This window comes from Subsaxibacter sp. CAU 1640 (genome assembly GCF_023156585.1).
Lineage (GTDB): Bacteria > Bacteroidota > Bacteroidia > Flavobacteriales > Flavobacteriaceae > JBPOFM01.
Genome location: NZ_JALNMI010000004.1, coordinates 236,642 through 262,652, shown reverse-complemented (window position 1 = coordinate 262,652; position 26,011 = coordinate 236,642). Strand labels below are relative to the sequence as shown.

Annotated in this window: 24 protein-coding genes and 1 other RNA gene; 13 read left to right on the top strand and 12 right to left on the bottom strand. The window is 36.3% G+C overall.

Going from position 1 to position 26,011, the window contains the following annotated elements; all coding sequences use genetic code 11:
- Positions 1–3,252 (bottom strand): PKD domain-containing protein (locus tag M0G43_RS11115; protein WP_248026558.1); only part of this gene is annotated, 3,252 nt, incomplete at its 3' end.
- A gap of 382 nt (positions 3,253–3,634) precedes the next feature.
- On the opposite strand from M0G43_RS11115, the gene M0G43_RS11110 reads away from it, so the two are divergent.
- From M0G43_RS11110 to M0G43_RS11090, 5 genes are all read left to right on the top strand, one after another.
- Positions 3,635–4,126, top strand: a complete 492-nt coding sequence (locus M0G43_RS11110) for a SixA phosphatase family protein (protein ID WP_248026556.1) — start codon at positions 3,635–3,637, stop codon at positions 4,124–4,126.
- A gap of 166 nt (positions 4,127–4,292) precedes the next feature.
- On the top strand, positions 4,293–6,347 hold the full coding sequence (ppk1, locus tag M0G43_RS11105) for a polyphosphate kinase 1 (RefSeq protein WP_248026554.1): 2,055 nt from the start codon (positions 4,293–4,295) through the stop codon (positions 6,345–6,347).
- 1 nt (position 6,348) lies between these two features.
- A complete protein-coding gene (locus M0G43_RS11100) occupies positions 6,349–7,257 on the top strand; it encodes a Ppx/GppA phosphatase family protein (protein WP_248026550.1) in 909 nt (302 codons plus the stop codon).
- Positions 7,258–7,352: 95 nt separating this feature from the next.
- On the top strand, positions 7,353–7,883 hold the full coding sequence (locus M0G43_RS11095) for a porin family protein (RefSeq protein ID WP_248026549.1): 531 nt from the start codon (positions 7,353–7,355) through the stop codon (positions 7,881–7,883).
- A 34-nt stretch (positions 7,884–7,917) separates the two neighbouring features.
- Complete coding sequence (locus M0G43_RS11090) at positions 7,918–8,298, top strand: iron chaperone (protein WP_248026548.1); 381 nt, start codon at positions 7,918–7,920, stop codon at positions 8,296–8,298.
- A gap of 12 nt (positions 8,299–8,310) precedes the next feature.
- On the opposite strand, the gene M0G43_RS11085 is transcribed toward M0G43_RS11090, so the two are convergent.
- From M0G43_RS11085 to dnaX, 4 genes are read right to left on the bottom strand one after another with little or no spacing between them, the layout of a single operon-like run.
- Entirely contained in the window at positions 8,311–9,438 is a 1,128-nt protein-coding gene (locus tag M0G43_RS11085) for a T9SS type A sorting domain-containing protein (protein WP_248026545.1), read from the bottom strand.
- Between the two features lie 44 nt (positions 9,439–9,482).
- Complete coding sequence (locus M0G43_RS11080) at positions 9,483–10,064, bottom strand: tRNA-(ms[2]io[6]A)-hydroxylase (protein WP_248026537.1); 582 nt, start codon at positions 10,062–10,064, stop codon at positions 9,483–9,485.
- A gap of 1 nt (position 10,065) precedes the next feature.
- The gene (locus M0G43_RS11075) at positions 10,066–10,626 is read right to left on the bottom strand and encodes a hypothetical protein (RefSeq protein WP_248026534.1); all 561 of its coding nucleotides are present in this window, start codon (positions 10,624–10,626) and stop codon (positions 10,066–10,068) included.
- Between the two features lie 5 nt (positions 10,627–10,631).
- Positions 10,632–12,350 (bottom strand): DNA polymerase III subunit gamma/tau, encoded by a 1,719-nt coding sequence (gene dnaX / locus M0G43_RS11070; protein WP_248026531.1) that lies wholly within the window; start codon positions 12,348–12,350, stop codon positions 10,632–10,634.
- A gap of 101 nt (positions 12,351–12,451) precedes the next feature.
- Between dnaX and rnpB the strand changes: the two genes are divergently transcribed.
- An RNA gene (gene rnpB / locus M0G43_RS11065) (RNase P RNA component class A) lies at positions 12,452–12,801 on the top strand.
- 36 nt (positions 12,802–12,837) lie between these two features.
- On the opposite strand, the gene rsmD is transcribed toward rnpB, so the two are convergent.
- From rsmD to M0G43_RS11050, 3 genes are read right to left on the bottom strand one after another with little or no spacing between them, the layout of a single operon-like run.
- Positions 12,838–13,392, bottom strand: a complete 555-nt coding sequence (rsmD, locus tag M0G43_RS11060; protein WP_248026510.1) for a 16S rRNA (guanine(966)-N(2))-methyltransferase RsmD — start codon at positions 13,390–13,392, stop codon at positions 12,838–12,840.
- Complete coding sequence (locus M0G43_RS11055; protein ID WP_248026500.1) at positions 13,392–14,198, bottom strand: DUF3822 family protein; 807 nt, start codon at positions 14,196–14,198, stop codon at positions 13,392–13,394. Before M0G43_RS11055 ends, rsmD begins: the two co-directional genes overlap by 1 nt.
- 1 nt (position 14,199) lies before the next feature.
- A complete protein-coding gene (locus M0G43_RS11050; protein WP_248026491.1) occupies positions 14,200–14,925 on the bottom strand; it encodes a hypothetical protein in 726 nt (241 codons plus the stop codon).
- A 213-nt stretch (positions 14,926–15,138) separates the two neighbouring features.
- On the opposite strand from M0G43_RS11050, the gene M0G43_RS11045 reads away from it, so the two are divergent.
- From M0G43_RS11045 to M0G43_RS11015, 7 genes are all read left to right on the top strand, one after another.
- A complete protein-coding gene (locus M0G43_RS11045) occupies positions 15,139–16,563 on the top strand; it encodes an ATP-dependent RecD-like DNA helicase (protein WP_248026489.1) in 1,425 nt (474 codons plus the stop codon).
- A 31-nt stretch (positions 16,564–16,594) separates the two neighbouring features.
- Positions 16,595–17,158, top strand: a complete 564-nt coding sequence (locus M0G43_RS11040; protein WP_248026485.1) for a DUF4126 domain-containing protein — start codon at positions 16,595–16,597, stop codon at positions 17,156–17,158.
- Positions 17,159–17,203: 45 nt separating this feature from the next.
- Positions 17,204–17,932, top strand: a complete 729-nt coding sequence (gene kdsB, locus M0G43_RS11035) for a 3-deoxy-manno-octulosonate cytidylyltransferase (RefSeq protein WP_248026483.1) — start codon at positions 17,204–17,206, stop codon at positions 17,930–17,932.
- Positions 17,923–18,660, top strand: coding sequence for an HAD family hydrolase (locus tag M0G43_RS11030; protein WP_248026478.1), 738 nt, complete (start codon positions 17,923–17,925; stop codon positions 18,658–18,660). Before kdsB ends, M0G43_RS11030 begins: the two co-directional genes overlap by 10 nt.
- A gap of 24 nt (positions 18,661–18,684) precedes the next feature.
- Entirely contained in the window at positions 18,685–19,746 is a 1,062-nt protein-coding gene (locus M0G43_RS11025) for an iron-containing alcohol dehydrogenase family protein (RefSeq protein WP_248026476.1), read from the top strand.
- A gap of 1 nt (position 19,747) precedes the next feature.
- Positions 19,748–20,296: a 1-acyl-sn-glycerol-3-phosphate acyltransferase gene (locus M0G43_RS11020; protein WP_248026473.1), complete on the top strand. Its 549-nt coding sequence runs from the start codon at positions 19,748–19,750 to the stop codon at positions 20,294–20,296.
- Positions 20,297–20,588: 292 nt separating this feature from the next.
- Positions 20,589–21,626, top strand: a complete 1,038-nt coding sequence (locus M0G43_RS11015) for a hypothetical protein (protein ID WP_248026467.1) — start codon at positions 20,589–20,591, stop codon at positions 21,624–21,626.
- Positions 21,627–21,782: 156 nt separating this feature from the next.
- Here the strand turns inward: M0G43_RS11015 and M0G43_RS11010 are convergent, their stop codons facing one another.
- The 4 genes from M0G43_RS11010 to M0G43_RS10995 are packed head-to-tail and all read right to left on the bottom strand — an operon-like array spanning position 21,783 to position 25,940.
- A complete protein-coding gene (locus M0G43_RS11010; RefSeq protein WP_248026464.1) occupies positions 21,783–22,439 on the bottom strand; it encodes an alpha/beta hydrolase in 657 nt (218 codons plus the stop codon).
- A gap of 2 nt (positions 22,440–22,441) precedes the next feature.
- Positions 22,442–22,768: a hypothetical protein gene (locus M0G43_RS11005; RefSeq protein ID WP_248026462.1), complete on the bottom strand. Its 327-nt coding sequence runs from the start codon at positions 22,766–22,768 to the stop codon at positions 22,442–22,444.
- On the bottom strand, positions 22,765–24,021 hold the full coding sequence (locus M0G43_RS11000; RefSeq protein WP_248026460.1) for a dihydroorotase: 1,257 nt from the start codon (positions 24,019–24,021) through the stop codon (positions 22,765–22,767). Before M0G43_RS11000 ends, M0G43_RS11005 begins: the two co-directional genes overlap by 4 nt.
- Positions 24,018–25,940, bottom strand: a complete 1,923-nt coding sequence (locus M0G43_RS10995) for a BatA domain-containing protein (protein WP_248026459.1) — start codon at positions 25,938–25,940, stop codon at positions 24,018–24,020. Before M0G43_RS10995 ends, M0G43_RS11000 begins: the two co-directional genes overlap by 4 nt.
- Positions 25,941–26,011: the final 71 nt, after the last annotated feature.

Here is a 26,011-nt window from a genome sequence, read left to right as displayed (position 1 = left end):
GGCACCGCCCTGTGCAGCCAACCAGCTGTTCAGGTCGTCCATGTTTCCGTTTCCGTCGCACTCGACGGTAAGGTCAGTTGCACCGGCATCGATCACCGGAGGGGTCGTGTCCTCGATGGTGAAGGTCACTGTTGTGGATGCAGAGTTTCCACATCCATCGGTAACTGTAAATGTCACCGTAGCAGAACCCGTTGCCCCGCACTCATCAGAGAGTGAGCTGAAGTTGTTCGACCAAGAGATTGCCGAGCAGTCATCAGACGCGGTCGCACCACCGTTTGATGCCAACCAGCTGTTCAGGTCGTCCATGTTTCCGTTCCCGTCGCACTCGACGGTAAGGTCAGCTCCCCCGTTGATCACAGGTGGGACCGTATCCTGTATAGTATATGTAGCTGTTGTGGAGACGGAGTTCCCGCACTCATCGGTAGCGGTGAACGTCACTTCCACGGGCAGGGAGCAATCCGAAGCTTCGCCTGCATAGTTGTTTGTCCATGTCACGTTCGAGCATGCATCTGAAGCAGTTGCATTCCCATTATTGTTGAGCCATTCCTCGATGGCACCGTTGTTCCCGTTTCCGTCACACTCAATCGTAATGTTTGTGGCTTCAACATCCAGTACAGGAGGGGTCGTGTCCTCGATGGTGAATGTCGCGGTTGACGTTGCCGTGTTCCCGCACTCGTCGGTAGCTGTGAAGGTCACCGTAGCAGAACCCGTTGCCCCGCACTCGTCGGAGAGCGAGCTGTAGTTGTTTGTCCATGTCACGTTTGAGCATGCATCTGAAGCCGTGGCACCGCCCTGTGCAGCCAACCAGCTGTTCAGGTCGTCCATGTTTCCGTTTCCGTCGCACTCGACGGTAAGGTCAGTTGCACCGGCATCGATCACCGGAGGGGTCGTGTCCTCGATGGTGAATGTCGCCGTTGACGTTGCGGTGTTCCCGCACTCGTCGGTAGCTGTGAAGGTCACCGTAGCAGAACCCGTTGCCCCGCACTCATCGGATAGCGAGCTATAGTTGTTGGTCCATGTCACGTTAGAGCATGCATCTGAAGCAGAGGCACCACCGTTTGATGCCAACCAGCTGTTCAGGTCGTCCATGTTTCCGTTTCCGTCGCACTCGACGGTAAGGTCAGTTGCACCGGCATCGATCACCGGAGGGGTCGTGTCCTCGATGGTGAATGTCGCGGTTGACGTTGCCGTGTTCCCGCACTCGTCGGTAGCTGTGAAGGTCACCGTAGCAGAACCCGTTGCCCCGCACTCGTCGGAGAGCGAGCTGTAGTTGTTTGTCCATGTCACGTTTGAGCATGCATCTGAAGCCGTGGCACCGCCCTGTGATGCCAACCAGCTGTTCAGGTCGTCCATGTTTCCGTTTCCGTCGCACTCGACGGTAAGGTCACTTGCATTTGTAACTATAGTTGGCGGTTGTAAATCTAAAATTGTGAATAATGCTGTTGTAGTACTAGAGTTATTACATTCGTCCGTAGCAATAAATCTTACCAAAGTCCTAGAGCTACCTCCACACTGACTTGTTGTATACAAAATTTCGTATGTCCAGATTACTTCAGAACAATTATCACTAGCCATAGCACCCGCATGAGTATTCAGCCATGATTGGAATTCTTGAGTATTCCCAGATCCATCACATAGAACAGTTTGATCTGCAGCCACATTATTTATAGTTGGAGGTGTATCATCTCGTACTGTTATACTTTGAGAAATAACACTTGAATTACCACATGAATCAGTAAATGTCCAAGTTCGTGTAATAATGTAGTTACAAGTATCAGTCCCACTTACCGAATCTATACCCAATGAAGTAATTGTACCACTACAGGTATCATTTGCTGATAAATTGCTTGGCAAAGGAACATCATCGAAGCATTCATAAGTAACATCCGCTGGAGGACTTGGTACAACAGGAGGTGTTGAATCTTGAATTATTATAAACTGTATGTCTGAAGCGGTACCTCCACAATTATCTGTTATGGTAAAAGTTCTATCAATTTTTCTTGGACAAATATCCGTTGTCAAATGATCTTGATACGTAATGGATGCAACATTCTGCTCAACGAAAGTTCCTCCATTGGCGTTAAATTGCTGTACAGATATGCTTACAGGGGTTGGACTATAAGGTAATGTTGTTAAATTGCCATTGGTGGCATCATTTGCAGAACATCCTTCTACCAAAATATCGTTTGGAGCATTAATGGTAGGATTTGTATTGTCAATTACTACAATGGTGGCCGTCCTACTGATTGTACAAGCTCTCCCATCCCTTACAGTGACAGTATAGGTTCCCGCAGGTAAATTGGAGAACTGATTCCCATTTTGAACATATCCATTAGGTTGTGGCGAGATGCTATAGGTATAATTTCCAGTTCCACCGGTTGTACCACTTGCTACAATAGAACCGTAACCGCCAGTACAAGGTATATTTGTTACATTCAAAATTAAGCCTTGAAGATGTGGACTAACTACAACATTATATATTTGTGAATCACTAGTTCCATTAGAGTCAAACACCGTTAACTTAACTGTATAAGTCCCAGGACCAGGAAAAGTATGGTTAGGATTTGCTACAGTATATTCTACAGAGCCATCATTATTAATATCCCACTGATATGAATAAGGATTTAAAATATTCCCTCCTGTTGTGGTACTTGCTAAATTAACTAAATATGAATTACAATTATAACCAATAGTAAAATTAGCGATTAATGGTGCGTTCACTACAAATCCTAGAGGCGAATAAAAGCATTTGGATGGATTTGTACCACATGAAGCATTTGAGGAACTTTGCCATGCCATATAATAATTTTTAAATTCTATTCTATCACCGCATGTCCAGTTAATTTGCTGAATTCTGACGCTTGGTCCAACCGGAATCGGAGATTGTGGAAAGATACAATCAGTAACATGAGAACTGAATACACCATTAATATAAATGTCATAATCAATATAGAGACTATATCTATTTGCGTTGGTGTTAGCTGTAAAAACCGCGTAGATATAACCAGATTGAATATTTCCTGGTGTACAAGTATTATTCAACGGGTTACCGTTTGAGTCAGCCAAATAAAATTGTCCAACTCTGAAATCATTAGCGGTACAATCTGAAAATGCAGAACTCTCAACAATGATATTTTCACTTTTTGTTGATGAAAGTGATGCATTTCTCTGTCCGAAGGCAAATGCTTGAATCAGCAGTATCAAAAAAAATAAAGAATATTTTTTACCAATTCTATACGTATTTGTTTTCATAAGCCCTAATTTTAGTCGATGGGATATTTTTGTTTATTAAGAAAATATGATTTACAGGATTATATTTTCTTTATTAATTTTTAAAACTTTGATTTAATTATTAAATAAATGTAACTTCACATACCATTCGATGACTTAAACATCATAAATTGGTTGATTACAAAATTCAATAATAGTGAGGGAAGAGCATTGTATGCCAATGCTGAATTAATGGATTGATTAATATATTTTAGATTTGGGGTCATTTACATTAATTTACTACAGCAAATCAACTCATTACTTATGTACTGAACAAAAATAAATGTTGAAGCGACGAAAATAATCGTTAAAACGGAATTATGCAACACTTTATCGAAATATTTTGCACTTTATCGAAAATAAAATGAAATCAATCACTTTTGTAAGGCATGCTAAATCTTCTTGGGAGCACGATTTAACTGACATTCATAGACCTTTGAGCATAAGAGGATATAATGATGCGAATTTACTTTCAAATGAATTGTTAACACACAATTTTTGTCCGGACGCTATTTTTTCTAGCCCAGCCAATAGAGCACTGACTACGTGTAGGATATTTATGGATACTTTAAATTTTAAGGAAAATATGCTAACAGTTAATGAAAAATTATATGATTTTGATGGAAATCAAGTCGTCAAATTCATTTATGCGCTCTCGGACAAACTATCGGATGTAATGATTTTTGGCCATAACCATGCATTTACATCAATTGTAAACAAGTTTGGAGATAAATATATTGATAATGTCCCAACTTGTGGATTGGTCTCTATAGACTTTAATTGTGATTCGTGGATAAAAATCGATAAAGGACATACTAAAAAGATTCTTTTCCCGAGAAATTTGAAAGATCGATAAGAAATTGTGGTTTAGATTAAAGTAAACTTGAATCTATTTTTTTAATCGCTTTCAATCATTCAAGAAATACAAACTAATTTTTTAAACTTATTCTTTTGGCTTCCATTGTAACTTTTTATATAATGGTTAATTAGAATATATTTGTAACATCAATGTTTTATGATAGATGATTAAAGACAAATATACGTATATAAATAGGGAAATAAGTTGGTTGCAATTTAATGCGAGAGTTCTTCAGGAGGCTGAAGACGAAAGTGTTCCGTTAATTGAAAGATTGAGGTTTTTGGGAATATTTTCCAATAATCTTGATGAATTTTTTAAGGTACGATATGCTACCATCAAGCGTATTGAAGAAGCTGGTAAAGCAGCCCGAAGCGAATTGGGAGGCTATGCTGCAAGCGAACTCCTTGAAATAATCACACAGATTGTCATAAAGCAACAAAGTGAGAGTCTTGATATCCTGAACAAGATTCATGAGAAATTAGAAGATGAAAATATCTATATTGTAAAAGAAGATCAAATTGATGAATCTCAACATTCTTTTATAAAAAACTATTTTATACAGCATGTTAGTCCTGCCCTGGTCACTATCGTTTTAAGTGATCAAGTCGATTTACCAACGTTAAAAGATAGTGCAGCATATCTTGCCTGCAATATGAAACTATTGGACGGAAAATGTCAATATGCTTTGATAGAGATTTCAAGAACGATGGATCGTTTTGTAGTTCTGCCCAAAAAGGACAACATTGATTATATTATAATGCTGGATGATTTGTTGCGATATTGTCTCCATGATATCTTTAGCATATTTGAATATCAAGATATTACAGCTCATATGATTAAAATCACCAGAGATGGTGAATTGGATTTTGACAGTGATTTGAGTAAGAGTTTTATCGAGAAAATTTCCGATAGTGTGAAACATCGTCAAATAGGTGAACCCATCCGATTTGTTTATGATAAAACTATCGATGAGGAAACGTTGCGTTATTTCATGGATAAAATGTCCATTGAAACAAACGACAGTGTCATTCCAGGAGGTCGATATCATAACCGTCGTGATTATATGGATTTTCCAAGTTTAGGAAGAACTGATTTATTGTATGACAAGATTAGCCCTTTACCAGTTAAGGGGTTAAGTCTTGAACGCAGTATTTTTTCCACCATTGCCAACAAAGATTATTTGGTATATACACCTTTTCACACTTTCTCATATATCGTAAAATTTCTTCGTGAAGCAGCATTAGACCCTAAAGTAAAATCAATTAAGATTACCATCTATCGCCTGGCGCAGATTTCGCATGTTGCGAGTTCTCTTATCAATGCTGCAAAAAATGGTAAAAAAGTTACCGTTGCCATAGAATTGCAAGCACGTTTTGATGAGCAAGCCAATATTGATTATGCCGAACAAATGGTTTCAGAAGGCATCAATCTACTGTTTGGAGTCAGAGGTTTAAAGGTTCACAGTAAAATGTGTGTCATTGAACGTGAAGAAGAAGATTCTATCGTTCGTTACGGGTTTATAAGTACTGGAAATTTTAATGAATCTACAGCCAAGGTTTATACAGATTTTACATTGCTAACTGCTGACCAACGCATTCTGAAAGACATCAATAAAGTTTTCAATTTTTTTGAAACCAATTATAAAATTTTCAGATATAAGCACATCATCACTTCACCTCATTATACCAAGTCGAGATTTTTTAAGATGATTGACAACGAAATTGAGAATGTTAAAAAAGGGAAACCTGCCTTCATAAAGATTAAATTAAACAGTATTTCAAGTTATATGATGATCGATAAATTATATGAGGCGAGCAGGGCTGGAGTTAAAATACAAATGATCATTAGAGGTCTATGCTGTCTGGTGCCTGGAGTTCGGGGAATGAGCGAAAATATTGAAATCATAAGCATTATTGATAAGTTTTTGGAACATACCAGAATGCTCATTTTTTGCAATAACGATGATCCAAAAGTTTTTATATCTTCAGCAGACTGGATGACTAGAAACATTGAAAATAGAGTAGAGGTAACATGTCCAATTTATGACAATGATATCAAACAGGAATTAATGGATATTTTTGAAATTTGTTGGAATGACAATGTAAAAGCCAGAATTTTAGATGAAACACAGAGTAATATTTATAAGAAAAATGATTTGCCAAAAGTGCACTCACAATTTGACACATATGATTACTACTTAAAAAAATTGCAAAGTTAGAATGTTGATAATCAAAAAATACGCAGCTATCGATATTGGCTCAAATGCTGTGCGTTTACTTATTTCAAATATTATAGAGCAAAAGGGAAAACCGGCATTGTTCAAAAAAAGCTCATTGGTACGTGTGCCTATCAGGTTGGGTGCAGATGTCTTTCTTCAGCAGCAAATTTCAAAAGAAAATGAGTTAAGGCTGGTAGACACCATGAATGCTTTTCGATTGTTGATGCAAGCTCATAAGGTAACAAACTATAAGGCCTGTGCCACGTCTGCGATGCGAGAGGCAGACAATGGATTTGAAGTGGCAAAACATATTGCCAAGCAATGTAAAATAAAAATTGATATTATAGATGGAGAGGAGGAAGCCGCCATTATTGCTGCAACAGATTTGAATCAATATATAGATGATAGTAAAACCTATTTATATGTAGATGTTGGTGGAGGCAGTACAGAGTTCACCGTCATCCACCAAGGCAAAACGGTTGCCTCTAGATCATTCAAGATTGGTACGGTTAGATTGTTAAATGACATTGTTCAAAAAGAAGCTTGGTTCGATTTGGAACAGTGGATCAAACACCACACCAATGAATATGAGAAGGTTGATTTAATAGGATCTGGCGGCAACATCAATAAAATTTTTAAGATTTCCGGCAAAGCAGCTGGCAAACCACTGACTTACTTTTACTTGACTTCGTTTTATAACATGCTTCAAACTTATTCTTATGAGGAAAGGATTACACAATTAGATCTGAATCAAGATAGGGCAGATGTTATCATTCCAGCGACAAGAATTTATCTTTCTGCAATGAAATGGAGTGGTGCAAAGGATATTTACGTTCCAAAAATTGGGCTTTCCGACGGAATTATCAAAAGTGTTTATTTTGAAACAGTTTCGAGTGTTAAAATGGCATAAATAGGCATTTGGTCTTATTTTTCTTGTTACATAACTAATATTTAGTTGAATTTGACGCTTTTCAAATTATATTCACAGCCTCAAATCATCTTTTTATGAAAAAACTAATAACCCTTTTACTTTTCGCAAGTCTTTCAACTTTAACTTTTTCTCAAGAAACCAAGTATGGTGTTAGAGCAGGACTTAACATTTCAAATCTCGACTTTACGCCAGACGCTGATTTTCAAAATTTGCATAGAAATGGTTTTACTTTTGGTGGTTTTGTCGATTATGGATTTACGGAACTTATTTCTCTTCAAGTGGAATTACAATATTCAGCAGAAGGTGGTAAAGCTGACGATTTAAAGGCCGATTACATCCAGATGCCTTTGATGCTTCGATTTCATATTGGAGATAAATTCACTATTGGAGCTGGTCCAATGGCAAGTTTGAAGACTTGGAAAAATCAAGATGCTTTTTCAACATTTTCTTTTTCAGGAATTGGAGGTGTCGAGTACGTGATTACGGATGAACTCTTTATAGATGCACGTTTCTCATACGGAATCACGAATATTCTAGATGAAGATTTTGAAGGTATTGAAGCAAAAAACAACAACATCCAGATTGGTATCGGAATAAAAATCTAAACAAATTTTAAGTTATATTTAAAGCTTCAATCTAATGATTGGAGCTTTTTTATTTTTGATAGTTGTTATGAAAGAAATTGAAGATTATATCAAACAGTTTCCAGAATCGACTCAAGAGAAATTGAGACAAATATATCATGAAATCAAAATTGTCGCTGTGGACGCTGAAGAATTAATTAGCTATGGAATGCCAGCTTTCAAATTAAACAAAAAACCCTTGGTATATTTCGCAGGATATAAAAATCATATCGGGTTTTATGCCACACCTACAGGCCACGAAGCTTTTATAAAAGAACTTTCAAGATATAAACAAGGTAAGGGTTCTGTCCAATTTCCTCTGGATAAACCACTCCCTTTAGATTTAATTAGGAAGATTGTTGAGTTTAGAATTAAAGAGAATAACATCAAGAAGTGAAATGATTCCTGCTTACTTCTTGATGAACTTCAATTGTTGTCTATAAGCGGATTTGTCGATTATATCAAGAAAGTACAGTCCTGAATTTAAATCTTCGACGTTTATATCATTAGAATCATTCAAGTTTCCACTTTTAATCAGTTTTCCATCAATTGAATAAATTTTATAATTGAATACATTCCCTAAATTTTCTACAAATTTAAGTTGTAATGAGTTGAAAACAGGGTTTTCTATTAAACGGATAGATGTTTCATTAAAATCTCTATCAATTACCGATAAAGTTTGTCTTCCATAAGTCAAAAAATCACCATCTTCATCTGTAAGAACAAGTATTTCATCATCTCCAGAATTTGATATATTGAAATCTAAAATCGAATAACTATTGGGATAATCATCAAAAAAGGAAAAGTTCGAAGATTCATATAAGTCAGCGTCTATATCATTACATTGGGCAAGAGTTCTTCCAAAGTATCCAAATCTTAAAGATGTTTGGGTATTTAAGTAGTAATCACCAAAATAACCGTTGCAAATGGAATTTCCATCAAAAGACAAACCAGTAAAAACCCCAGGATAAAATTTAAAATCAATTGAGAAATTAGGATTGAAGTCGTTGGTACTCTCAATGCCATTTCTTGTAATAGAGTGTAGATACCAAACTCCGGGTAGTCTACTTTCAGGTAATCGAATTCTACCATAAACTGCTTTATTGCTTTCGGGATTAGTAAGAACTAGTATTTCATCATCACCAGAACCCGAAATGGCATAAGTGAAAATATTGTTTGGTTGTCCTCCTCCATTTGTTAAGACGTTAAAATATGGATACAAGAATAAACTAGACTCTGTTGGATATAAACAAGAACCAGCTAAAGCTGCGAAGTTCCCAATATCAACCTGACTATCATCAATTACTGAATAGCTTCCTTGATATTCATTAGAGCAAACAAATCCATCAAAAGTATTATTATCATTGAAATTTATGGTTTTGTAGGTATAGTCATTATTATAATTGTTCGGAATAATACTATATTGCTGTACACCATCAACCTCAATGTAATATAGATACCACTGACCCAGTAGATTGTTTTGGGCAAATAGACTTCCATTAAAAAGTAAAAAGATATATAAGTAGGAATGTTTCATGTCTATGAGTTTTGAAGCGATATAGTTTTCTAAATATAGAAAAATTATCCATGTATCGTTTCCTTCTTGCTCAAATTTTTCATGATGTCTGCTTCAAAGTCAAGCAATTGCTGCCATTTGGCATCTACTTCTTTTCGGTCGCCATATTGCCTTGCAAAACCCAGAAACATGGTGTAATGGTTGGCTTCACTCACCATCAATTTTCGATAAAATTCAGCCAATTCTTTATCATTCATTTCTTCTGAAAGTAAACGAAAACGCTCACAACTCCTGGCTTCAATCAACGCTGCATAGAGCAACCTGTGTACTAACTGTGTCGTTCTACTGCCACCTTTTGGGAAGAAGCTCAATAATTGTATCACATACTCATCCTTTCGATCTCTGCCCAAAGTCCAGCCTCGATTAAGAATTTTATCGTGCACCATTTTAAAATGGCTAATTTCCTCTTTGACCAAAGCTATCATTTCCTGCACCAAATCAGTATATTCAGGGAAGCTGACAATCAATGAAATAGCTGTACTGGCGGCCTTTTGCTCGCAATAGGCGTGGTCTGTTAGGATATCTTCAATGTTTTTTTCAACTATGTTCACCCATCGTGGGTCTGTAGGTAATTTAAGTCCAAGCATCTTAAGCGCGTTCTTCGATTAACTGAATTTGTTGTTGTCCTTTTCCATCAATGGTCATTCTGTAAACCTTGAATGCTTTACTTTTTGGATTGATGAATGACATATCCAAATTGATCATTTCAGGAGATGACAATTCTTGGTTTACCCAAACATGTTGCAAGGTAACGTTGGTCCAAAAATCATCTGGATATAATTCTCTGAACTTCTCTACTGATATGTGCGTGCTCAAAATTTCCTTATTTTGAGTAGAAACAATCACTTCAGATTCAAAAACACGATGATGTTTTTGAATTTTTATGTTCGATTTTTCACTGTTCGACATCGAAATACTTTCATAAGGAAGCGAAAAGTTCTTGATGCGTACCTTTACTTTATTTGAAATAATAGTATCTGTGACAATCTCTGTGTATTCCTTTGGGTAATAATCAATAATAGGAGATTCTGATAACTTTTGATTAAATTCTTGAATCGATTCCTTTAATGAAACACTTTTGCTTTTCCGACCATCACAACTATAAAAAGCCACGCACATAATCGAAATAAGGAAGATTAATTTTTTCATTCGTATTAAATATCTAACCCAAAAGTCTTTTTTAAAAGTTCGATGTTGGGATTTTTTTCTTTAAGTTTTTGATATTTCTCTATAGGCGTAAATGCGTACTGTTTTTCAATTTCTTCATTTACAGATATATCCAAAGATAAATCATAATTTTTTAACGCCTTTCTCAAATATTCCATTAAAGGAAATTGTGCTCGTTCCAATTCCACCTTAAGCGTTTCATTTGGAAACTCAAGATGGATTGTGGTATCGTTGAGTTTAGGAGTGCCCATTGTTAGGATGGAAGCCATAATTCGTTCGCCTTTTTGTTCCAGACCTCGCACATAATCATTCCATGCTTTCAAAAATTCTGGTTCCTTCACTTCTTCACGTGGAAGGTCGTTCGGGTCAATCACCACATCCATTTGTCTGATTTGATGCTCCTTTTTTGCTCTGATACTTTTCAAAGATAGACCAGAAGTTCTGTGGGTATCACTTTTTAAATCGATAACAGGAATAGGCTCTTGAACGACTGGATCGGGAGTTGCGATCTTTGCTTTTTTTGGTTCTTCAGAAGTTTCAACTATAGTTGTTGGTTGCTCATTGGGAACCTTTATAGCAACAGGTTTGATGCCTTTGGATTTAAAATATGAGGCGGGAATTATGTAATGCTTGCTATTTTTTTTTTCTCCATCAAAAGTGATAGAGGCAAGCTGCATTAAAGTGAGTTCAACAAGTAAGCGTTGATTTTTACTGCTTTTGTATTTCAAATCGCAGTCGTTAGCAAGTTCAATACCACGCAATAGAAAACTATAAGGCGCTTTTTTCGCTTGCTCGAGATATTTGGTTTTGGTTTCATCTCCAACCTCAAGTAGTTCTACGGTTTGATCATTTTGGCAAACCATCAAATCTCTGAAATGTGATGCCAATCCGGCAATGTAATGATGTCCATCAAAACCTTTTGAAAGCGTTTCATTAAATTGTATCAACAATTCTGGGATTTTATTTTCCAGAATCAAATCTGTACTGGTAAAGTATGTTTCATAATCCAATACATTCAGATTTTCGGTCACAGCCTGACGTGTCAGGTTTTTTCCAGAGAAACTAACCACTCTATCGAAAATAGATAAAGCATCACGCATGGCACCATCTGCTTTTTGAGCGATGATGTGCAAAGCATCATCTTCCGCATCCACACCTTGCTCTTCTGCAATATATTTCAAATACTCTTTAGCATCTTTGACAGTAATGCGCTTAAAATCGAATATCTGACAGCGTGATAAAATGGTTGGAATGATTTTATGCTTTTCGGTCGTTGCAAGGATGAAAATGCAGTGTTTAGGCGGTTCTTCCAATGTCTTTAAAAAGGCGTTAAAAGCTGCTTGAGATAGCATATGCACCTCGTCAATGATATAGACTTTGTATTTTCCAACTTGTGGCGGAATGCGAACTTGGTCAGTCAGATTTCTAATGTCGTCAACTGAATTGTTAGAAGCCGCATCTAGCTCAAAAATATTGAAAGCAAAATCCTCATCTTCCTTTTCAGAGCCATCGCTATTGATCATTTTGGCAAGAATACGCGCACAAGTGGTTTTACCAACACCACGAGGACCTGTAAACAATAAAGCTTGCGCCAAATGATTATGCTCAATCGCATTCAGCAACGTATTGGTAATAGCCTGTTGACCCACAACATCCTTAAAGGTTTGCGGTCTGTATTTACGTGCTGATACTACGAAATGCTCCATGAAAAATCTTGAAGTAACAAAGTTAAAAATTCAAGGCAAAATTAAGAAGTAAGAAACCCATATTTGAGAGTAGTTATTAACAATTTGTGTACATTTGTCGGCAAGTATTTCGCCTTATCGCTGCGTCTTTGACGTGGAGGAAAGTCCGAACACCATAGTGCAACATAATGGTTAATGGCCATCGACCGTGAGGTCAGGAACAGTGCAACAGAAAGAATGTACAGGTCATGCTGTAGTGAAATCAGGTAAACTCTATGCGGTGCAATGCCATGTATACCAACGCTTGAGGGCGGCACGCTCGATTGTTGGAGGGTAGGCAGCTAAAGTGTATTGGCAACAATGCATTCAGATAAATGATAAGGATTTTCTTTTTTAAATTTATTCTAATTTTTTTTAGAATTCTTTTCTAAAAAAGAAAGTACAGAATTCGGCTTACAGATTTACTTACTTAAACAGGCTCTTTGAAACTTTCAAAGAGCTTTGTTTTTTATTCTTCTTCGTCTGTAGGCATTTCGAAGAAACTAAACATGCTTCCTCCATAATTTTTCGAATAATGAAAATTTTCTACAGAAGATAAATCGGTTAGCTTTGAATGTTCAACCACCAAAATGCCATCGTCTTCCAACAGCTCATTTTCAAAAACCAATTGCGGAATTTTAGAAAATTCTTCAACTGTGAAGGCATAAGGAGGATCAGCAAAAATAACGGTTGCCTGTTGTCTTGATGTCTCCAAGAACTTAAACACATCGCCTTTGATAGTTTGTATTGGCATTTCAAAGGTTTCTGCTGTTTCGTTGATAAACTTAATACAGCCATAATCTTGGTCTACGGCTGTGATATGTTGTGTGCCACGGGAGGCAAATTCATAACTTATGCTTCCAGTTCCTGCAAACAAATCCAATACAGTGATTTCATCAAAATAATACAGATTATTCAGAATATTGAACAATGCTTCCTTCGCCATGTCAGTAGTAGGGCGTACTGGTAATTTTTTTGGAGGATTGATGCGTCGGCCTTTATATGTTCCTGAAATGATTCGCATTAAAAACTATTTAAAATAACTGCGTGATTGTGCTGCTCTGATGGTTTTGAATGTTCATTGAAATCAAAACTGTATTTAGGTTGGTAAAACTCAATATGTCGCACATACGTATAAATGATGCTGTAAATATCATCGTCTTTAACTATTTGTCCCATGAGCTTCAACTTAACGCTTTCTGGGCTCAATTTTAACTGCTCCATCGTAAACAACAAATAATAAATGACATCTTCTTTTGTGGAAAATTCAAAACTATTATAAAGCAATAAAGTGTTGTTTTTGATGGCTATCAATTCAAATGTAGTTTCATTGGCATTCATAAAAACAGCACCAGCTTCTGAATCGTTTTCCTTCTGAAGAAAAGTATCTATTAAAATTGTAGAAGCATGTTTATATTCAAAAACACCAAACGTATCAAAAATGAAATTGTTGATGTTCATGTATGGAACATATACGTTCACACTTTCATTTACGGCAATTTCATCATAAGAGATATAATCTGACTTCAGGATTTTTGAATTGAACTTTAAATAGTCTGCCAGATGTTCTTCATTAAAAAGTTCTTTTGGGACTAAATTTGAAAGTTCATTTTGGTAAATAACTTGTACTGAAGAAAACGTTTGTTTTAGCTGCGGATAGCTTTCTAATGCTTGCTTAAGATAATCAAGTAATTCAAATGGATTGGCTTTTTTATTGGTCGATTTGTGCTGTAAAAACTCAATAAGATTTGTACTCCTGTTTAGGATACAAAAAGAAAGTCCATTCAAAGAGATTTGAATGGACAAGTTTATAATATTGTTTTTATTCAATTTATTCTTCTTTTGAATAGTTTTTAGGCCAGTTTCCTGTAGTTTTGATTTCGTTCATTGAACCTACTGTCAACGTTGGTCCATTAACGCCATCAACGGAAACAACTTGCTTCTCTTTATCCACAAGATTTTTGTCTTGGTCATAAAGAATTACTGATTTATCGACACTAGCTTCAAAAACAGCAATGTCGTCTAGAGTTCCAGCTTGCATTTTGAATTTCGCTCCGGGCTCCCCAACTGGTACGTTCATCATTTCCCTGTAACGCGTATCGGCTCCAAAAAGAGAGTCTTTTACAGGTTTGGTGCCCAACGTATCGATGATGACAATATCTTTAGGAATGTAAACACCGAACTGTTTTGACATTACTTCATCCTTGACGGTTGAATCTCTCCTTTGTGTGATTGTAAATCTACCATTATCAATAAACTTAACCAATTCATCAAAACTATCTGTAAATTTTCCATTTACTTGTTTATAGGCTAACTGTGCATCCCTGATGTCAATCATTCTATCAATAACCTTTGCATAGCGTTTTTCTTTAAGCTGGTTGAATTGAATTTCACCATAAACAGACATAAAGGTGAAGTATCCCAATACGAAAATGATGATCCATAATACAAGATTCACAACAACCTTCAGTTTTTTTGGTACAAATTTGTCAATCAACCAAACGATCCCAATCGTAAGAAGAATAACAACTACTATCGCAATAATGATGTCTCTCATAGTTAGCTTGTTTATTATTTTATAGTTTTAGGTATTACGCAAATCTACAATTTTTTTTTATTCACAAAAACCAATAACAGCAAAAATGAAATAAAATTGGCGGCATAAAGAGCAATTGAATTTTGACAGAAAATGATTTTAGCTCATTTAAGCTTTTATAGCCAATAAATTAAATAGTATCTTTCGGCTTTTCCAATTCTCAAAAAATTATACATGAATGCTTCTGAATTTTATCGACTGTTAAAGACAAAATTCCCGTTTGAACCTACAGATAAGCAGAACATTGTTTTAAATCAACTTTCAGATTTTGTTTTTGATGATTCACCCAATGGACTGTATCTTTTAAAAGGGTTTGCAGGAACGGGAAAAACAAGTATTATCGGGACTTTAGTTTCGAATCTTTGGGAAGTAAAAAAAAGTGCCATTCTTTTAGCTCCTACAGGAAGAGCTGCCAAAGTGATATCTAATTATTCGGGAAAAGAAGCTTTTACGATTCATAAAAAAATCTATTTTCCAAAAAAAGATAAAGGAGGAGGCGTCAAGTTTGTGATGCAGCCCAATAAGCACCGCAATACCATATTTATAGTTGATGAAGCGTCGATGATTCCCGATGCACCTGCCGACTCAAAATTGTTTGAAAATGGTTCTCTTTTGGATGATTTGATGCAATATGTCTATTCAGGTCATAAATGCAAACTATTGCTGATAGGAGATAAAGCACAGCTGCCACCTGTAAAGTCTGATTTGAGTCCGGCTTTGGATGCCAGTCAGCTCGATTTGTACTACAATAAAAGAGTCAAAACCATGGAGCTTGATGAAGTGGTGAGGCAAGGGCAAGATTCTGGTATTTTAATGAATGCGACACATCTTCGCGAAGTTATGGATGGTGAATTTATGGAAGCCTTTAAGTTTGATCTGAAGGGTTATGACGATATTATAAGATTGATAGATGGACACGAAATTATGGATGCCATTAATGATGCGTATAGCGAAGAAGGTCATGAGGAAACCAGTATCATCGTTAGGAGCAACAAAAGAGCGAATCTTTACAATAAACAAATTAGAGAGCGCATTTTGAACAATGAAAATGAATTGACAGTTGGTGACTTTCTCATGGTGGTAAAGAATAATTATTTCTGGATAAAACCTACTACTGAAGCAGGGTTTATTGCCAATGGCGATATCATTCAGGTATTGGAAATTCATAGCATTCAAGATTTATATGGATTTCGATTTGCGGAAGTCAAAGTCCAAATGGCAGATTATCCAAGAATGAAGCCGTTTGAAACCGTATTGTTATTGGATACTATTGAGGCTGAAGCTCCTTCGTTGGCTTACGAAGATTCCAATCGGTTATATCAAGAGGTCCAAAAAGATTATGAAGATGAACCATCAAACTATAAAAAGTTCTTGAAAATTAAGAACAATAAGCATTTCAATGCGTTGCAAGTGAAATTTTCTTACGCCATCACCTGTCATAAATCGCAAGGAGGACAATGGAATACTGTTTTCGTAGAACAACCATATTTACCCAATGGAATTGATAAAGAATACTTAAGATGGCTATATACCGCTGTAACGAGAGCGAAAAATAAATTATATTTGATAGGCTTCAAGAATGAATTTTTTGTTGAGTAACGAATACTTTATGTAAACACTAACTACTAGAATGACAGAAACAATTATAAGTATATGTTTGGGAATAGGTCTTGCCGCTTCGGTTGGGTTCAGAGTATTTCTACCATTGTTTGCTTTGAGCTTGGCTTCTTATTTCAATGTTTGGGAACTCAATGAATCATGGCAGTGGATTGGCAGTTTGACGGCTTTAATTACTTTAGGAGTAGCTACATTCGTCGAAATCATAGCATACTATATTCCTTTCGTGGACAATCTGTTAGACTCAATTGCGATTCCTCTTGCCACCATCGCAGGAACTGCGGTAATGGTGTCCACTGTTGCGGATTTAAGTCCTGTGGTCACTTGGGCATTGGCAATCATAGCTGGTGGAGGTACAGCAGCAGCCATCAAAAGTACATCTGGAGCCACTAGAGTTGCTTCTTCGGTCTCAACCGCTGGTTTTGGAAATCCGCTCGTAACAACCGTAGAGACAGGAGCTTCGATAATCATGTCTGTGGTATCCATTTTTCTTCCTATTGTTGCATTGGTATTGGTGGTTGTGGTCTTCTACATCATTTTTAAATTTTATAAAAAGATTAGACCATCAAAATCTTGATTTCCTCCAAAAAGTTTTATTTTTGGTTAGAATTCATTCTTAATTATGAAAATCATCTCAATGATTCCTGCACGTTACAGTGCGTCTCGTTTTCCTGCTAAATTGATGCAAAATTTGGCCGGAAAAACCGTTATTTTAAGAACCTATGAAGCTACGGTTGCTACACAATTGTTTGATGATGTTTACGTGGTTACCGACAGCCAATTGATTTATGACGAGATTGTGAATAATGGAGGGAAAGCTATTATGAGCAAGAAGGAACATCAATCTGGAAGTGATAGAATTGCGGAAGCCGTAGAAGATTTGGATGTAGACATCGTAGTGAATGTTCAAGGTGATGAGCCTTTTACGGAAAGAGAAAGTTTGGAAAAAGTTCTGGGTGTTTTTGAACATGATGTCCAAAAAGAAATAGATTTGGCCTCATTGATGGTAGAGATTGATGATTGGGATGAAATAAGCAACCCTAATACGGTGAAGGTCATTGTGGACCAAAACAATTTTGCTCTTTACTTTTCAAGAAGTCCGATTCCTTTTCCAAGAGATAAGGAAGCTGGTGCTCGTTATTTCAAACACAAAGGTATTTATGCATTTAGAAAGCAAGCATTGTTGGATTTTTATAGACTTCCAATGCAATTTCTTGAAGCTACAGAAAAGATAGAATGTATTCGATATTTAGAGTACGGTAAGAAAATTAAGATGGTTGAAACCACAGTGCAAGGTGTGGAGATTGATACACCAGAAGATTTAGAAAGAGCCAAACGTTTATGGAAATAGATTACACCAACATAAAGGTTATTGGTTTTGATGCAGATGATACGCTTTGGGTCAATGAAACATATTTTAGAGATGCCGAGTTGGAATTTGCCAAACTACTGGCACCTTATGAAACAGCCAATAAAATAGACCAAGAACTGTTCAAGAAGGAAATAGAAAATTTGCCTTTGTATGGATATGGTATAAAGGGGTTTGTTCTTTCAATGGTTGAAATGGCTCTCGAACTTTCAAATGGAAACATTTCAAACGCTACCATTGGAAAGATTTTGGAAATAGGTAAAGATATGCTCAACAAACCTGTTGAATTGTTGGAAGGCGTAGAAGAAGTATTGCTCACATTGTCAAAGGATTTTCGATTGATAGTCGTTACGAAAGGCGATTTGTTAGACCAAGAACGTAAATTGGAAAAATCAGGATTGTTGGATTATTTCCATCATATTGAAATTTTGAGTGATAAGCAGGAAGCTAATTATTCAAAATTATTGAATCATTTGGACATCAAACCATCAGAATTTTTAATGATTGGCAACTCTTTGAAATCTGATATTCTACCTTTGGTCAACATTAAGGCACAGGCCATTCATGTACCTTTTCATACCACATGGATGCATGAGCAAGTGAGTGATAACGAAACACAAGATAAAAGCTATAAAACTGTTGGCAATCTGTTAGAGATAATTCCTCTTTTGAGCAGAAAAAAACGTAATGCAATGGTTAAGAACGATTAATGTATGAGTTATAAAAATTACCCAATGGTGTCCAGGGTTGTATTTGGACGAGGCAGTTTTAATCAGTTAGGTGAAATATTGGAATCCAAGAGATTAAGTCCGACTGCGCCATTTATATTTTTGGTGGATGATGTATTCAAGGGAGATATTTTTATTACGACTCGAATTCCTTTGGCTTATGATGACGAATTGATTTTTATTTCTGCTGCTGAAGAACCAAAGACATCTCAAGTAGATGAATTGGTTGAGAAGATTATTTTGACACATAACGACAGACCTTCAGGTATTATAGGTATAGGTGGAGGCACTATTCTAGATTTGGCAAAAGCTGTTTCAATTATGCTTACCAATGAAGGTGAATCTAAAGACTATCAAGGATGGGATTTGGTAAAAACTCCTGCTGTCTATCACGTTGGTATCCCGACTATTTCAGGAACTGGTGCAGAAGTTTCGAGAACTACAGTTTTGACAGGACCAGAAAAAAAATTGGGGATCAATTCTGATTATACACCTTTTGACCAAGTTATCTTAGATCCAGAATTGACCAAGAATGTGCCAAAGCAACAATGGTTTTATACAGGTATGGATTGTTACATTCACTGTATAGAGTCTCTTAACGGTACTTTTCTGAACGCCTTCAGCCAAAGCTATGGGGAAAAAGCATTTGAGTTGTGTAAAGAAATTTTTGTGGAAGGCAATCTATCCGAAGAAGAATCACAAGATAAATTGATGATGGCATCCTGGCATGGAGGTATGAGTATTGCTTATTCCCAAGTAGGAGTCGCTCACGCCATGAGTTACGGGCTTTCATATCTACTTGGCACCAAGCATGGTATCGGCAACTGCATTGTTTTTAATCATTTGGAAGAGTTTTACCCTGAAGGTGTTGAGCTGTTCAATAAAATGAAAAACCTCCATGGTATAGAACTTCCGGAAGGTTTATGCGCAGATTTAACTGATGAACAGTTTGATATAATGATTGATGTGGCTCTTGGTCTAGAACCTTTGTGGATGAATGCAATAGGCAAGAATTGGAAGCAGGTCATCACTAGAGAGAAATTAAAATCTCTGTACCAAAAAATGTAGTATGAGACGGTTGTCCAAGTGGATTTATTTTAAGCTCTTGGGCTGGAAAGTGGTTGGTAACACTACAATGTCAAAAGATACAATTAAGAAGGCAGTAATCATTGCTGCACCTCATACCAGTTGGCACGATTTCTACATAGCATTGTTGCTTCGTCAGGTCATTGGTATCAAAGCAAACTTTATCGCAAAAAAAGAATTGTTCGTTTGGCCTTTTGGTTATTACTTCAAAAGTGTTGGAGGTGCTTCGGTAGACAGAACTCCTGGACAGGATAAAGTTCAGGCTATTGCAGCATTGTTTAATGAACATGATGAATTCCGGTTGGCTTTAGCTCCAGAAGGTACTAGGAAGAAAGTCGAAACTTGGAAAACGGGCTTTTACTTTATCGCGAAAAAAGCTAATGTGCCAATCTTTATGTTTACGCTGGATTTTGAAAACAAGCAAAATAAAATTTCAGAGCCTTTTTACCCAACCGATGATTTTAAAGCAGACATGAAATTTATCAAAGGATTTTTTAAAGGTGTTAAAGGTAAGGTAGCCGAATATTCCTAGATTTTGGCATGGATTTTGGGCATTTTATGCTGTAGGTGATTGATGAAACATACAGTAAACAATTTTTGTCCCTAAAGAGAAACATTGATAACTTGCATTTAAATAGCTGCTTCATTATGTTTTGGAGCAGCTTTTTTGTTTTATGCATAATATCGTTAATAATATGACTATCAATATATAATTTGAAATGACCTTCTAATTTTGTTCACAAAATTTTGTTAAAGCTGGTAACTCTTAAAACTAGTCGATAAGAGGCTTCGTAAATAGTGGTATAAACTTTAAAAAACATTTTATGAAAACTTTAAATTCAATCAAACTTTTGAGTTTGCTAATGGTCATTTCAATTGCTTCATTTTCTTGTAGCAATGATGATGATAGTGGAAATCAAAATCCAGAACCATCTATGACCAGGCTATTTACTTCCAACAATTCAAACGGAAATATTACATATTACGATGTAACCGATTTTTCAAATATTACAACAACTACATTGCTCACAACATCCACAGCAGCCGATGGGATATTTTATGATCCAAATGGTGATGTAGTGCTTCAAGCATCAAGATCAGGTTTAAATCTCGAAGCGTTTACCGATATCTCAGCATTGACTACAAATACTGCGATTACGGCAAATATAATTGGTAGTGCAGACATGCAAAGCCCAAGAGAAACTGCTGTTAGTGGTAATATTGTGGTTGTAGCTGATAACGCTGATGTAGATGGAGATACAAATACACCTGACGGACGTTTTTATGTGTATCAAAGTAATGGAACACAATTCACGTTGAGAAATACAATCACTGTAGATTTCAAAGTTTGGGGTATTACATTTATTGGCAACGATTTGTACGCAGTTGTAGATGCTGATAATGAATTAGCGGTTTTTAATAATTTCTTAAATAATACTTCAAATACTGCTTTATCAGCTTCAAAAAGAGTCGTTGTTGAAGGTATTGTGAGAACCCATGGACTTACTTATGACAGTTCGAATGGAACAATGATTATGACTGATATTGGTGATGCTGCGAACACGCAAGATGATGGAGGCTTTCACGTCATTTCTAATTTCATTGCAAAATTCAGTGCTGTGTCAAATGGTGGTACACTTGCAGTTGGTCAACAAGTAAGGGTAGCAGGAAGCAATACATTGATGGGAAATCCTGTTGATGTTGCCTATGATGCTTCAACTGGTACAGTATTTATTGCTGAAGCTGGTAATGGTGGAGGCCGTATTTTAGCTTTCAATAATATTGGGACTGGTGGAAATTTATCACCTGTTGTCAATAATTCTTTAGCCGCGGCCTCTTCAGTTTATCTTTCTAAAGAATAAATATTTTAGATATATCAAAAAAAGGCTTTCCATTTGGAAAGCTTTTTTATTTATAAAACCCTATTTGATTTATTTACGTAAATAGATTGTAGGTCTTAAGTTTAAGATTGCTATGAGAAAGTGAAAAGCTGCCAAGCTCTGTGTTTGGTGGCTTTTCTAGTTTTTAAGTCGTTTGCTTAACCAATGTTTGAAATCATAAAAATTCTGCGGAGCCACACCGTGCCCAACAGGAAATTCAGAATAAGTATTCTTAATATTAAGGCTATCGAGAAATTTTGGAGCTTTTCTGGCCCAATCTACCGGAATGACTTGGTCAACACTTCCGTGCGAACAATAAAAGTCTAGATTTGAATAATCTTTAGTCTGCATATCTTCTGGCAATATCTCTTCATTGATATAACCGCTCAATGCAATTATTTGCTTCACTTTTTCAGGATAGGTGAGTGCCACAGCATAGCTCAAGATGCTTCCTTGGCTAAAGCCTAGCATTGTGACGTTAGTTTTATTTACTGGATAAGCTTCACAAGCTTCATCAATAAATCTTGCTATCAAATCGACAGATTGTTGAGCCTGTACATTATCATTCCATTTATTCATTTCTGCATCAAAATTAATGGCATACCAAGCGTTGCCATAAGGCTGCATAGGATAGGGCGCTCTTACCGAAATGATAAACAACTCCTGTGGCAATTCTGAAGCAAATGAAAACAAATCTTCCTCATCGCTACCATAACCGTGAAGCATTATCAAAAGAGGGGCATTTTCTTTTAAGGTTGATGGACGAGTGATGTGATATAAGGAAAGTTCAGTCATTATTATTTTAAATTTTTAAACCAATCTTGAAAAAGTGGTCCCAAAACAGGAATAGGTTCAGCTTTACCTTGACTGGCTATGATTACTCCATACAGCCAACTCACAAATGTAACTGCCCAAAATGCGGTGCCTAGCCAACTGTTGACATACTTTTCAACCAAATTTGAGAAGATTAAAAGAAGAATCAATCCCAACATTTGTCTAATATGAAAAAAGGTGAAAGGATTTTTCTTTTCAAGATTCATTACTACAGCGATAATCAAGCCAATAAAAGTGAAATAAGATACAATTGCCCAAGTTTTTCCTTCTTCTACAGTCTGTTGGTTCATTTATTTAAAATCAATTGGTTATTGTTGAAAATCCCGTATGCCTTTCCATTAAGTTCGTGGTTTTCTAAAATGGCATTTTTAGAACTTGAGATGATGTCTTTTTTTGAAAATTGATAGCTTCCATTCGGATTGAACAGCGTCAAATCTGCAGTATTTCCAACGGTTACAGATGTATTTTCAAGGCCAAATCGGTCTTTTCCTTTGGTCAACAAATCAATGCTCTTTTTCAGTGTAAAGACCGTGTTTAACGCTCCAAAAGCACTTTCGAGACCAATGGTACCGTATTTAGCGTGATCGAATTCTATTTTTTTATGTTCGATGTCAATTGGATTATGATCACTGGTTACCATATCAATAGTGCCATCTTTCAAACCTTCAATCAACGCATCACAATCATCTTGTGTTCGCAATGGAGGCAACACTTTGTAATTGGTGTTAAACGTATTCAATTCGTTGTCTGTCAGCATCAAATTATGAATAGCTACACTGCAGCTCACATCAAGTTTTTGTTTTTTGGCATTTCTAATTAATTCCACAGATTTAGCAGTCGAAATCGTCGGAATGTGAAGTTTTCCTCCAGTGTATTCCAGCAGAAATAAATCTCGTGCTATTTGAAGTTCTTCGGCCAATGCAGGATTGCCCTTAAGTCCCAACGAGGTGCTTGTCACATTTTCATTCATCACACCTAATCCAGAGATTTTCAATTCTTGTGGAAAAGAAAATATCAAACCACCAAAATTGCTGGCATATTGCAGCGCAATTTTCATCAGGTTTGGATTGATAATAGGTTTTTGATAATCATAAAAGGCAACAGCTCCAGCGGTTTTCATATCAAACAGCTCTGCCATATCTTCACCTTTGCTTTCTTTGGTCAATGCGCCAATAGGGTAAAGATTCACGGCATTTCGTGATGCTTTTCCTTTTAAAAATGAAATATCAGCAAAACTATCAACCACAGGTTGTGTGTTACTGTTCACTGCAACTGATGTAAAACCTGAAAGTGCAGCTGTTTTCAATCCATTTTCAATGGTTTCACGCTCTTCAAAACCAGGTTCTCCAAAACTCACACTGCTATCAAACCAACCTTGCGAAACGTGTAGGTTTTCTAGATGAACTTCTTTATAATTTTTTGGATTTTTGAGAGAATTCCCAATCTGTGTTATGACGCCCTTTTCAATTAAAATATCAACCGTTTGATTATGAAAATCACTCTTTGTATCAACAATCGTCGCAGATTTTATGAGTACGTTCATTTAAGGAATTTTAAGATGAGCATTTCGATGATTAAAAAAATCAATGCAAAAATAACAAACCATTTCCATAGCTCGTTCACATTAGTGGCACTTTTTATGTCTTCAATAGCTGAAGCAACACTCGATTGAACATCCAAATCATCCATATCAGAAAGATTGAAATAACTCAAATTACTTTCGTTTCTGTTATAGTTGTAACTTAAATGTTGCAACGTCGTTTCCTTATTGTTTACAGCCAAAATCCCAGCGACATCAGGATATTCGCTGGTTTTCAATTCTACTTTATTAGTATACGTTTGTTGCAAAGGCACCACAGAATGTTCATCAACCACAAGGGTCAAAATATTGTCTTGCGATAACTGCGTAGAGATATCGATTGTGTTTTCTTGCCCAATAGTGTAATAGAGTTGCGGCACTTTCAAACTTTGTTTTCCTATGTTATAAAGTACAGGAACAATCAATGGCGAATTTTTAAAGTTCGAATTGTCTTCATTCAATGGCGATGAAAAGGCAAAGGAATGATTAGCTTCTGATAAAAAAGATGCACCATCTTCATAGCTCAAAACCGATGAGCTGTTTGAGTTTGTTGGAAAGAAAGAGCCAACCCTTGGATATTGAAAATTGCTTACTTTCTTGTCAAAAACATTCATCAACAATGGGTGCGAAAAGTTGATGTTCGTTATTTTCTTTTCTGATGAAATCAAATTATTAAAGCTAGGCAATGAGTAATTGGCAAATAATTGATTGTAAGAAGTTAGTGATGATTCGCTTGAAGGAATAGTTACGAGATAACCTCCATTTTCAGTAAATGATTTTAAGGCAATTGTCAATGAATTTGGAATGTCTTTCAACTCATTTAAAACTATCAGGTTTTGAGATTCCAAGGTGTTATAATTGAGTTCATTGAACCTTACTGATGTATATTCAAATTCATCATCAGTATAAATTTTTCTCAAAAAAACATCATCGGCTTCATAGATGGAAAGCACCTTGATTTTCTCACGCTGATTGATGTTGAAATAGAGGCTGTTGTCATATTGAAGATTGGTGTCCTCAATAATTATTTTACCATCAAAAGCATTGTCCAACGGAATGGTAAACGTTGTTTCGGCTTTGTCCTCAATACTGACAGCACTTTTTGCTACAAGATTATCATTATTATAAAGCGAAACAGGAAGTGTTTCGATTGCAGCACCTTCATTGTTTAGGTTGACAGTCAACTCAAGATTATCGACATTGAAGTTGGAAATGAAAATAGTATCAATCGAAACATTGTTGAGGTTTTCTGGCTTGAGTTGAACCAATTTAAAACGCACCAAACTATCCTTTTCTATTGAAAATGGGTCATCCTTCTGTTGAAAATCTGAAATCAGAATGAGATTTTTAATACTGCTTTTGTCATTTGAAAATGCATTTTTCCCTTTCAAAACCACAGCCTCGTAAGATAGTTGATTGGGCGAATGTTTTAACTGAATCAAATCATTCTTAATGGCTTTTGTAGTAGTGTTTACAAAGGTATTATCATTGGTAAACAAGGTTATTTGCTCCTTGTCATCCATTGTCTCGATGAGGTCTTGCACAGCCTTATTTAGCAGTGAGCCATTGCTACTTTTTGCTTGCATACTAAAGGAATTGTCAAGATAAATGACCGTTTCACTTTTTGCATTGAACGTATTTGAATCCGCCAGATATGGTTGGGCAAACGCAATAATGGCGCAGGCTAGAAGCAACAAACGCGTTAAAAGCGTCAGCCACTTTTTGAGTTGAGAGCTTTTTCTGGTTTGAAGTGTAATCTTTTTAAGAAACTCAACATTTGTGAATTCAACCTTTTGAAAACGTCTCAACTGAAATAAATGCACAATAATGGGAATGACCAGGAGCAGCAGCGCATAGAGAATTTCTGGATGTTTGAATTGCATTCCGTGAGTGTGATTTATTGTGCAACCAAATATATTAAATGCTGAAAGATTACAACGGATGGATTTAGGGA

Bases quoted from the DNA above. Each gene is read 5' to 3' on its own strand.
- rsmD (WP_248026510.1), bottom strand. From the start codon at position 13,392: ATGCGAATCATTTCAGGAACATATAAAGGCCGACGCATCAATCCTCCA.
- M0G43_RS11050 (WP_248026491.1), bottom strand. From the start codon at position 14,925: ATGAGAGACATCATTATTGCGATAGTAGTTGTTATTCTTCTTACGATT.
- M0G43_RS11085 (WP_248026545.1), bottom strand. From the start codon at position 9,438: ATGAAACATTCCTACTTATATATCTTTTTACTTTTTAATGGAAGTCTA.
- M0G43_RS11110 (WP_248026556.1), top strand. From the start codon at position 3,635: ATGAAATCAATCACTTTTGTAAGGCATGCTAAATCTTCTTGGGAGCAC.
- dnaX (WP_248026531.1), bottom strand. From the start codon at position 12,350: ATGGAGCATTTCGTAGTATCAGCACGTAAATACAGACCGCAAACCTTT.
- M0G43_RS11095 (WP_248026549.1), top strand. From the start codon at position 7,353: ATGAAAAAACTAATAACCCTTTTACTTTTCGCAAGTCTTTCAACTTTA.
- M0G43_RS11090 (WP_248026548.1), top strand. From the start codon at position 7,918: ATGATTGGAGCTTTTTTATTTTTGATAGTTGTTATGAAAGAAATTGAA.
- ppk1 (WP_248026554.1), top strand. From the start codon at position 4,293: ATGATTAAAGACAAATATACGTATATAAATAGGGAAATAAGTTGGTTG.
- M0G43_RS11040 (WP_248026485.1), top strand. From the start codon at position 16,595: ATGACAGAAACAATTATAAGTATATGTTTGGGAATAGGTCTTGCCGCT.
- M0G43_RS11005 (WP_248026462.1), bottom strand. From the start codon at position 22,768: ATGAACCAACAGACTGTAGAAGAAGGAAAAACTTGGGCAATTGTATCT.
- kdsB (WP_248026483.1), top strand. From the start codon at position 17,204: ATGAAAATCATCTCAATGATTCCTGCACGTTACAGTGCGTCTCGTTTT.
- M0G43_RS11010 (WP_248026464.1), bottom strand. From the start codon at position 22,439: ATGACTGAACTTTCCTTATATCACATCACTCGTCCATCAACCTTAAAA.
- M0G43_RS11015 (WP_248026467.1), top strand. From the start codon at position 20,589: ATGAAAACTTTAAATTCAATCAAACTTTTGAGTTTGCTAATGGTCATT.
- M0G43_RS11100 (WP_248026550.1), top strand. From the start codon at position 6,349: ATGTTGATAATCAAAAAATACGCAGCTATCGATATTGGCTCAAATGCT.
- M0G43_RS11045 (WP_248026489.1), top strand. From the start codon at position 15,139: ATGAATGCTTCTGAATTTTATCGACTGTTAAAGACAAAATTCCCGTTT.
- M0G43_RS11075 (WP_248026534.1), bottom strand. From the start codon at position 10,626: ATGAAAAAATTAATCTTCCTTATTTCGATTATGTGCGTGGCTTTTTAT.
- M0G43_RS11000 (WP_248026460.1), bottom strand. From the start codon at position 24,021: ATGAACGTACTCATAAAATCTGCGACGATTGTTGATACAAAGAGTGAT.
- M0G43_RS10995 (WP_248026459.1), bottom strand. From the start codon at position 25,940: ATGCAATTCAAACATCCAGAAATTCTCTATGCGCTGCTGCTCCTGGTC.
- M0G43_RS11030 (WP_248026478.1), top strand. From the start codon at position 17,923: ATGGAAATAGATTACACCAACATAAAGGTTATTGGTTTTGATGCAGAT.
- M0G43_RS11080 (WP_248026537.1), bottom strand. From the start codon at position 10,064: ATGCTTGGACTTAAATTACCTACAGACCCACGATGGGTGAACATAGTT.
- M0G43_RS11025 (WP_248026476.1), top strand. From the start codon at position 18,685: ATGGTGTCCAGGGTTGTATTTGGACGAGGCAGTTTTAATCAGTTAGGT.
- M0G43_RS11020 (WP_248026473.1), top strand. From the start codon at position 19,748: ATGAGACGGTTGTCCAAGTGGATTTATTTTAAGCTCTTGGGCTGGAAA.